Below are 8,916 nucleotides of genomic sequence, written 5' to 3'. Positions count from 1 at the left end.
GAGTGACTGATGACTTCAGGCGGAAACCGGTGGCGCTTGTAGCTGATGGGTGGGGTCTGCATCGCCATCAGCTACGGCTAAATAGCGGAGCAATCAACCTCAGGGAAGTAGTGTGACAACACCCCAGAAAGGCAAGAGCGACGATCCAAAGGTCGGGCAAGGTCTCCATATTAATGTGCCATCGGGTTGGCCCCGGCATTTTTGGGCCTCTTCATGAACAATAGGCACGGAAGCAGTGCTGCCGCTACCCAGCCCAGTACATTGAACACATGGGCGTAGGCCATCATCGCGGCTTGTCGGGAAATCTCGGCCGCGAGTACGGCTGTGCCTTCGGCTGTTTCGGGTGTCAGATTCAACGGGGCCAAATAGGCTCGGGCCGCCAGGCTGAAGACGGTGACATGGTTGCTGAGTGTTGTTGTGTCGATCGTCATATTGCGCACAAGCATAGATCCCACGATAGCAATACCAATGGAAGACCCCAATTGCCGCGTTACACTATAAAGGCCCGACGCCTCGTCTTGCCGATCTGTTGAGATACTGTCAAAGGCCAAGGTTGATAATGGTACAAAGACCAACCCCATACCCAAACCCCCGACAACGCCGGGCCAGGCCAGCTGCCAGAAATCGGCATTCAGGTTCAGCCAGCCGGTTTGGAAATTGCTGAGCGCTGTCAGAACCAGCCCGACGGCCGCCAAAAGGCGAGGGTCGAACCGGTTGGCCAGCACTGCACCGGTGATCACCATGGAAAACCCCGCCGCAATCCCCCTTGGGATAAAGAGGTACCCCGCTTCAACAACCGGATAGCCAAGCAACCCTTGCACAAACAGCGGAAGGATCGCGATGCCGCCGAACATCGAGACCGAGAACCCGGCGATGATCGCGTTGGCCGAGGCAAAATTCATGTCAGAGAAAAGCCTCAGGTCGATGATATTGTCCTTCTGACGCAAACCCCGCACCAGAAAGAAAACCCCGCCCAGAAAGGCCAGCAAGGCGGCGATCTGAATGATATGGGACGAAAACCAGTCCTTGCTTTGACCCTGATCCAGAACAAATTGCAGCGCGCCTATCCCGACGGCCATTAGGGCCAGCCCGGTCCAGTCGATCTTCGGGTTCTCGGGTTTGTCTTCAGGCAGCTGCCCGGCTAGCATCAATAGGGCTATCACCGCGATAGGCAGGTTCACAAAAAACACCATGCGCCACGAGAAATAGTCAGTTAAGAGCGCCCCGATCGTTGGTCCCAAAACCGGCGCGACCACAACGCCTAGTCCGAACATTGCCATCGCCTGACCGCGCTTTTCGCGCGGGAATGCGTCGAACAGGATCGATTGTGATAGCGGGATTAGGAACGCGCCGAATATCCCTTGCCCAAGCCGAAAACCGATCATGCTGCCCAAGCTCCACGAGAATCCACAGAGCGACGAGAACACGGCGAACCCGGCCACTGATGTCAGGATCAGCCGCCGGCGCCCAACCCGGCGTGCCATGAACCCTGTCAAAGGCATGACCACCACGGCAGCCACGATATAGCTGGTCAGGATCCAGGTGACCTGATCATTCGTGGCGCCGAATGCGGATTGGATATGGGGCAGGGCGACGTTAACGATGGTACTGTCCAACACCTCAAGCACGGCACTCAACACCACAGCGATGACAATGGTTGCATGAACTGCCTGTGCGGGCAGCCCGGTATCGGTGTCCTCAGGGGGGGCGAGGCTTGCGTCGGTCATTTGCTGTCGGCGGCCTCATGACCTGTCGTATCGACTTTGACACTGGCGCTGGCTCCAGCTCGAAACTGATCGTCCTTTGTCATGAACGTGATCCGAATTGGAAAGCGCTGTGTGACTTTCACCCAATTGCCCGACGCATTCTCGGCTGGGAGCAGGGCAAACGTCGCCCCGGAGCCCGGACCGATCGAGGCGACTTCGCCCTCAAAGCTTTTCCCCGGCAGCATATCTATGGATACAGTCACCTTCTGCCCCGATTTTATGCGCACCATATCGGTTTCCTTGAAATTGGCATCGACCCACCAATCCCCCGCCTCGACCAATGAAAACAGAGGTTGATACGCTGCAACGGTGCTGCCTTCGCGCAGTCTGATATTGGCAATCCAGCCATCTGTCGGGGCCGTGATCTTGGCATGCTCTAGATTTAGCTTTGCGGTGGCCAGTTGGGCTTGCGCCGACACCAACGCATCTTGGTTTGTGATCTGGGCCGAGCGGGCCTGAGACAATTGTGCCCGCGCCGTATTCAAGCCCGCTTGGGCCTGTGCTGTGGCGGTGCGGGCGTTGTCCAATGCGGCCTGCGCCACGTCGCCTTTTTTAAACAGTGTCTGAACGCGGGACAACTGCGCCTGAGCGGCGTCCAGTGCGGTTTGCGCACCGTTAACCGAGGCAGTCGCCGCATTGATTTGCGCATCGTATGCACTGCCTGCCGCAGTCGCGCTTTCGACCTGCGCAGCCCCTTCTTTCACGGCATTGTTGAAGACTTCTGCGTCCAGCTCGACCAATACGTCGCCCGCTTTGACCAACTGGTTTTCAGTCACCTTCACTGAGTTCACCTGTCCCGACACCTGCGCGGCCATTGTCACGATATTCGCCCGCACATAGGCGTCATCAGTCGATGGGTAAAGCTCGCTATGGCGCCAATACGCCCATAGCCCAACGCCAATGGTGATAATTAATAGGGCGACAGCGATCAGCTGTAACTTCTTCATGCTGCATGATCCTCTTGATCGAGTAGTGCGTCGCAAAAATGCGGCTTCGTGCGGATTGTGTTGCTATTTGATTCGTGACCGTCCGGTGATGGCGCTCTGGCGCTGCCTCGAAGCGACCTGTTACGCTGCTTGTGCAGCGTAACGCAAGGGAAAGAGTTCGTCGAGACGCGTGATTTTGTGATCTGCGATTTGTACGAGGACCCAGGTGAGCCAGGCCTGGGGGTCGACGCCGTTGAGTTTGGCGGTTTCGATCAGAGTATAGGCGATTGCCGCTGCTTTGCCTCCGCCCTCGGAACCCACGAAGAGATAATTCTTCCGGCCCAAGGCCACGCAGCGGATTGATCTTTCCGCACAATTATTGTCGAGCTCCAGTGAGCCGTTTTCCAGATAACCGGGCATTTTCTTCATGCGGCCAAGGGCGTAGCGGATGGCTTTGGCGAGGTCGGACTTTCCGGAAATCCTGTTCAATTGGGCGTCCAGCCATATCTCCAGATCGCCGAACACCGGTTTGGCGTCCTTCTGGCGCAAGGCGACGCGGTCGTCTGGCGATTTGCTGGGGGATGCCAAACAGGCGGGGCCGGACCCACCATTAGAGGAAGCGCTACTACCCCTGGCTCTGCGCGAACCATGCCCCAACTGCGGTGCCCCGATGTGCATCATTGAGACCTTCCGGCGCGGACAGAAACCCCGTACCCGAGCCCCACCAAGAAAGCAGGCAGCATGATGAACCGCCCATCCTCTTCCAACTTCCTAGTCCGACGCTCACCGCGCCGGTCGAAAAGATGCTTTGCACCAATGTTATCCATGTGTCGCAACGGGAGCCAAACCAACGCAATAAGGCCGATAAACGCGACCAACCCCATGCCCAAGACCATGACGCTACGCCTCCAAACTCGGAAAAATCCGCGAAACTCTAACCGATATCAGGGACCGGGACCTGCCCTTTCCCCATAGCCCGGCACTGACATCCCGCGGCTTCCACCTTGTCAGATTTGTCAACGCGGGCCTGAACGCCCGACACAACCCTAACGCAATGGCCCGCATCAAAAAATCTTAGACAATGCTACCGTTCGCGACTGATGTGCTAAGGTCGGCTTTGATGCTCATGGACAGAGAGCATCTCAAAACGCATTGTGAGCCAGACGCGACATGCCCATTTAGGCTAAGCGACGTTTGGAAAAACTATTTTTGGATTGTGCCGCATGGAAAGAAGAAAAAAAGTACCTCTGAGCGAAGACGATCGTTCGGCTATGCTGACCGCAGCACGAGAAGCTATCACGTACCGGGCGAATCTGAAGTCATCATCTGTAAAGCCGGAGTTCAGGCCTGCCGATTTCGCCTCGAGTTTTGATACATTGCTTCCCGACAAAGGAGCGTCAGCGTCTTCGGTTATTGAAGACTTGATAGAGGTTGCAAGCAAGGGGCTGCATGGTCATGCGTCCCCACGGTTCTTTGGTTACGTGTGTGGCGGGTCAATGCCTGTTGGCGCAGCGGCAGATATTCTTGTGACCTCGTGGGGGCAAAACGCAGCCTCTTCATGGGAAAGCCCTTCTGCTGCCGTCATTGAACAGACTGTTTGCCAGTGGTGTCTGGAGTTACTTGGTCTACCGTTGGACAGTGGCGTCGGTATTGTCTCAGGGGCGACGGTGGCAAATACGCAGGGCATTATCGCAGCGCGGGATACGTTGCTACAGCGGCAAGGCTGGGACGTTTTTGGGAATGGTCTTATTGGAGCGCCGGACATCCCTGTCATGATCAGCGAAGATGCCCATTCTGCGCCGATGGCTGGCATACGCTATGCGGGCCTCGGGTTGGGCCGTGCGACGCGCCTTTCGACGGATGATCAGGGTCGTATTCTCATCGATGCGCTTCGTGCCGATTTAGAGGCCTGCAAAAGCCCGCCTTTGGTTATTCTCCAAGCAGGTCAGATAAATACTGGCGCTTTCGATCCATTTTCAGAAGCAATTCCGATGATCCATGACGCCGGTGGCTGGGTACATGTCGATGGCGCCTTTGGCCTCTGGGCGCATGCTGTGCCCGGTTTGCGGGATCGCTTGGCGGGTGTCGACGGTGCTGACAGTTGGGCGGTCGATTTACACAAATGGCTGAACGCACCTTATGATGCTGGGCTTTGTATCGTGCGGGACCGCACCGCGCTTGTCTCTGCAATGAGCGCGCGCGGCGCATATTTGCCTGAGCTTGGTGAAACTTGGGAACCGAGCGACTCTACGCTTGAACTCAGCCGCCGTGCGAGGGGTATCCCAAGCTACGCCATCATTAAGCATCTTGGGGCCGAAGGCATTCGCGAGATGATCAAGCACCATTGCGCTCTTGCGACGTATTTGGCGGATCGTTTAAGCAACGAACCGGGCATCGAAATCATGAATGACGTCGTGCTTAACCAAGTCTCCATTGCCTGTGAAACGGACGTCAAGACAACCAAGGTTTTGGAGCGTATTCAACAAACCGCACGCGTCTATCCAAGTCATGGGGTTTGGAAAGGAAGACAGATTATACGTGTTTCAGTCATCAATCATGCAACGGATCACAAGGATATAGACCTACTTGTTGATGAAATACTTGATGCAAATATACGTGAATAAGGGTTTTTGCTCTTGAGTTTGCATGCTTTGAAGCCTTGCACGGATCGTCCAAACTTTGGCAGCAGTTCTTCTTGACGTCTTCTTAAACCGAAGTCAAAGCGGACATGGCGTATCTGCGGCGGATCCGAGTTGAGAGGTTCCAAACATCGTTAATGTCGATGGTGGAACCATTCAGCCAGAGGAGAAGTACCATGAAACGCTACGTTGGAATTGATGTCGCCCAAGAGCAATGTGCCCTTTGCATTGTGGATGATGCAGGCGCGATCCTTTTTGAAGGCTCGTGTGCAACTGATCCTGATGAAATTGTCCGAACCATCGCTGCTGAAGTCGGCGAGGTAGAAAAGATCGTGCACGAGTCCGGCCCGCTTTCAATCTGGTTGACGCGGGAACTGATCAAACGAAGTGCGCCAGTGGTCTGCATTGATGCCCGTGCTGCTCACAAAGTGCTGTCAGCGCGGATGAACAAGTCTGACAAATCAGACGCCGTCGGTTTGGCCCAACTGGCCCGCACAGGGTGGTATGGTGAAGTGCGTGTGAAGAGTGAGGCGAGCGATCAGTTGCGCCTGATACTGTCAGCGCGGGAGCGATTAATCCGCATACGCATGGACATTGAAGGGCAAGTTCGGGGTCTTTTGAAGGCTTATGGGATCCGGCTTGGTCCCGTTAATGCGGGCTACAGCCGAAAGAGCTTCCGTGATCAGCTTGGGCTGGCCATCAAAGGAGTTCCAAGCTTGGAGATGGTCTTCGCCTCATTGATTGCCGTGCATGAAACCGTCTGCCTTGAAACCACAGCGATTGATGCAAAGGTGCAGCGGCTTGCCAAGGGCGATCTTCTGGCGCGGCGTCTCACCAGCATTCCCGGATTCGGTCCGATTGTCAGCCTCAGCTTCATCGCGACAATTGACGATGTGACGCGGTTCCGCAAAGCAACAGATGTGGGCGCTTATCTAGGGCTGACGCCAAAACGGTATCAATCTGGCGAAACGGATTGGTCGGGGCGCATCTCAAAACGCGGTGACGGAGCCATGCGCAAACTGCTTTATGAAGCGGCCAACATCCTGATCCAGCGTGTGTCGCGCTTCTCACCGCTCAAGGCGTGGGCCATGCGGCTTGTAGCACGAAGGGGAATGAAAAAAGCCATCGTTGCGACGGCGCGAAAACTGGCTGTCATTATGGCTCGCATCTGGCGTGACGGCACGACCTTCGCCTGGACCAAAGAGGAGCTGCCTGCATGAGATAACCACCAACCGAATACGCCCGTCCGGGTGTATAGACGTCCCATCGGGACGGTGGCCGGATGACCTCGCCGTCGAATGTTGATGTGCCTGAATCAGGTGACCTCGCAGCGGACCATTTTGAGGCACCAGTCCCCGACGCCATTATGAGGCGGCAACGTCGACCTCGGAGAGAACCATGAGCCCGATGATACCGAAATACGCCCTTGAATTTACAGCCGCAGATAGAGAACATTCATGCGCCGTGCAGCATCTGTCAAAGTGGGCTCTCGTTGAATTTGCCGCGGATTGTGGGGACGGCTGTATTTTGCGGCTGATCTGCCTAGGGTAATTTGTGTGAACGGCGGAGCAATACTCGGCCACGGTAGCGGGTGCGTTGTGTTGTCGCGGGCGACGTAAAAGTCGGCCACTTTTTGTCCTTTCGGATTTCGGGAGGGCTTGGGGATATTCACCGTGGATTTGTATTTGAAGGTTCGTCACGCTCACTTTGAGGAAGGGTTGAGCGGGCGTCAGATGGCCCGGGATTTCGGGATCAGCCGGGATAGCGTTTCGAAGATGTTGGCGTATTTCGAGCCTCCGGGGTACCGACGGACTGCACCGATCAAGCGGCCAAAACTTGATCCTTACGTGGCCCAGATCGACCAATGGTTGGCTGAGGACAATGGCCGGCCACGCAAACAGCGGCACACAGCCAAACGTATTTTTGAGCGGTTACGCGACGAATGCGGGTTCGATGGTGGCTACACTATCGTCAAAGATTATGTGCGCAGCAAAAAGCGCGGTTCACGGGAGATGTTCGTCCCACTGAGCCATCCGCCGGGGCACGGCCAGGCGGACTTTGGCGAGGCGCTGGTCGTCATCGGCGGGATCGAGCAGAAGGCGTACTTCTTCGCCTTTGATCTGCCACACAGCGATGCATGCTACATCCGCGCTTACTACGGCGTGGTGGCTCAACGTGCAGCGACCCAAAGGCGTGCACGGCGGTGCAAGCTGGTGCGTCTTGTTGGTCTGCGAAAGGCTGTGATCAAGCAGCTCAAAGAAGGTTGGTCGCCAGAACAGATCGCAGGCCGATTACAATTTGAAGGACAATCCGTTCGCGTGAGCCACGAGACCATTTACGCCTATGTCTACGGCCCTGATGGCCAATCCAGAGAACTGGCGCGTTACCTGCCCAGTCGACGCAAAAGGCGGCGACCGCACCATGCGCGCAGGCCCCGCAGCCTTGTGTTCCTGCCGGATCGGTCCATCCACGAGCGCCCCGACTACGTTGATACCCGTGAGACGTTTGGCGAATGGGAGGGCGATCTGATGATCTTCGAGCGTGCTCAAGGCAACTTGAACGTCGCCTCTCTGGTCGAGCGCAAGACCCGCCTTGCCGTCCAATTGTGCAACACTCTCCTGCTCCACTGAGGGTCGAGTGCGGCTCAGTGCTAAATTGTACGTTCTTATGAGTGTTTTTGGATTTCCCGACACGATGAGACTACCCCACTGGCGCGGACTGGTCAAAGTTTGTAGCCTGTACAGGCGCTGGAGACGGCGGGCCGAACCGATGGTTATCATGCTCTTATCCGCGGATTGGATACCGCCTTGCCGAATACGATGCGGGATTGCCTTTCTCTAAGGACGGATGTTTGTCCCAACGCACTCCGAGGGTTTCCCTATCATTGGCCGCCATCTCCAGCGTACTGCACAGGCAGAGTGTGCGTTACGATTAGGTTGCAACAGGTGTTTTTCGGGCGATGTCCCAAATGAAGCCTGCCAGTTCCCTTGCGATGGCTGCGAGCACGCGCGGTTGCGGTTTGCCAGCATTTGATAAATGCCGGAACCGTTTGCACAGCCGGGTCTGAGCTTTCCAACCAATGTCTTTGATTTCTTGAGGCAGGTGCGCCGAACGCTTCAGATACGGCTGCCCCTCCTTTGGCGGGTGTCTGTATGACCAACCTGCTTCAACCAGCATCGTGCGTGCCAAAGCGTTGCCCGTTTTGGTCAACCTTCCGCGCCGCGTCGTATTTCCGCTGGAATGCTCGCTCGGAACAAGGCCCAGCCAGGCCATGAGTTGCCTCGGGTTTTCGAACCGGGTGATGTCGCCGATCTCGGCCACCACGGTTGCGGCAATGGTGGTGTTGACGCCGCGCAGAGCGCGCAACACATCGACCACTGGGGCAAAATGCCAGCCTGGAATGGCCTCTTCAACAACCTGATCCAATGTCGCCACGCGGGTTTCGGCCTGATCAATGGCGCGCTTGAGTATCCACGCCCTGGTTCCAACCCACCGACTTCCAGTCGGTTCTGCTTCAGCGTGAAAGAATCGTCTTATGATCATACCCTGTAGAAAATGAGCCGCAGCCGGGTCGTAGGCTCATTT

Annotated in this window: 6 protein-coding genes and 3 pseudogenes; 5 read left to right on the top strand and 4 right to left on the bottom strand. The window is 56.2% G+C overall.

Going from position 1 to position 8,916, the window contains the following annotated elements; genetic code table 11:
- Positions 1 to 170: 170 nt before the first annotated feature.
- From V6N04_RS18700 to V6N04_RS18690, 3 genes and pseudogenes are all read right to left on the bottom strand, one after another.
- Positions 171 to 1,727: a DHA2 family efflux MFS transporter permease subunit gene (locus V6N04_RS18700; protein ID WP_371171692.1), complete on the bottom strand. Its 1,557-nt coding sequence runs from the start codon at positions 1,725 to 1,727 to the stop codon at positions 171 to 173.
- Positions 1,724 to 2,713: an HlyD family secretion protein gene (locus tag V6N04_RS18695; protein WP_371171691.1), complete on the bottom strand. Its 990-nt coding sequence runs from the start codon at positions 2,711 to 2,713 to the stop codon at positions 1,724 to 1,726. The genes V6N04_RS18700 and V6N04_RS18695 overlap by 4 nt, the downstream gene beginning before the upstream one ends.
- Before the next feature lie 120 nt (positions 2,714 to 2,833).
- Positions 2,834 to 3,265 (bottom strand): annotated as a pseudogene (locus V6N04_RS18690) (IS66 family transposase); the annotation flags it as partial.
- A 49-nt stretch (positions 3,266 to 3,314) separates the two neighbouring features.
- Between V6N04_RS18690 and V6N04_RS19080 the strand changes: the two are divergent.
- The 5 genes and pseudogenes from V6N04_RS19080 to V6N04_RS18670 form a co-directional block, all read left to right on the top strand.
- Positions 3,315 to 3,437 (top strand): annotated as a pseudogene (locus V6N04_RS19080) (IS91 family transposase); the annotation flags it as partial.
- A 478-nt stretch (positions 3,438 to 3,915) separates the two neighbouring features.
- The gene (locus tag V6N04_RS18685; protein WP_371171690.1) at positions 3,916 to 5,316 is read left to right on the top strand and encodes a pyridoxal phosphate-dependent decarboxylase family protein; all 1,401 of its coding nucleotides are present in this window, start codon (positions 3,916 to 3,918) and stop codon (positions 5,314 to 5,316) included.
- Positions 5,317 to 5,507: 191 nt separating this feature from the next.
- Complete coding sequence (locus tag V6N04_RS18680; protein WP_371171689.1) at positions 5,508 to 6,551, top strand: IS110 family RNA-guided transposase; 1,044 nt, start codon at positions 5,508 to 5,510, stop codon at positions 6,549 to 6,551.
- A 453-nt stretch (positions 6,552 to 7,004) separates the two neighbouring features.
- Positions 7,005 to 7,505 (top strand): annotated as a pseudogene (locus tag V6N04_RS18675) (IS21 family transposase); the annotation flags it as partial.
- The gene (locus V6N04_RS18670) at positions 7,494 to 7,961 is read left to right on the top strand and encodes an IS30 family transposase (protein WP_371171693.1); all 468 of its coding nucleotides are present in this window, start codon (positions 7,494 to 7,496) and stop codon (positions 7,959 to 7,961) included. The pseudogene V6N04_RS18675 and the gene V6N04_RS18670, both read left to right, overlap by 12 nt.
- Before the next feature lie 301 nt (positions 7,962 to 8,262).
- Here V6N04_RS18670 and V6N04_RS18665 read toward each other — a convergent pair whose 3' ends face one another.
- On the bottom strand, positions 8,263 to 8,874 hold the full coding sequence (locus V6N04_RS18665; RefSeq protein ID WP_371171688.1) for a transposase: 612 nt from the start codon (positions 8,872 to 8,874) through the stop codon (positions 8,263 to 8,265).
- Between the last annotated feature and the right edge of the window lie 42 nt (positions 8,875 to 8,916).

Source organism: Aliiroseovarius conchicola, from assembly GCF_041403445.1.
Taxonomy (GTDB): domain Bacteria; phylum Pseudomonadota; class Alphaproteobacteria; order Rhodobacterales; family Rhodobacteraceae; genus Aliiroseovarius; species Aliiroseovarius conchicola.
The sequence above is the reverse complement of the archived record's forward strand: the minus strand, read 5'-3'. Positions and strand labels throughout refer to the sequence as shown.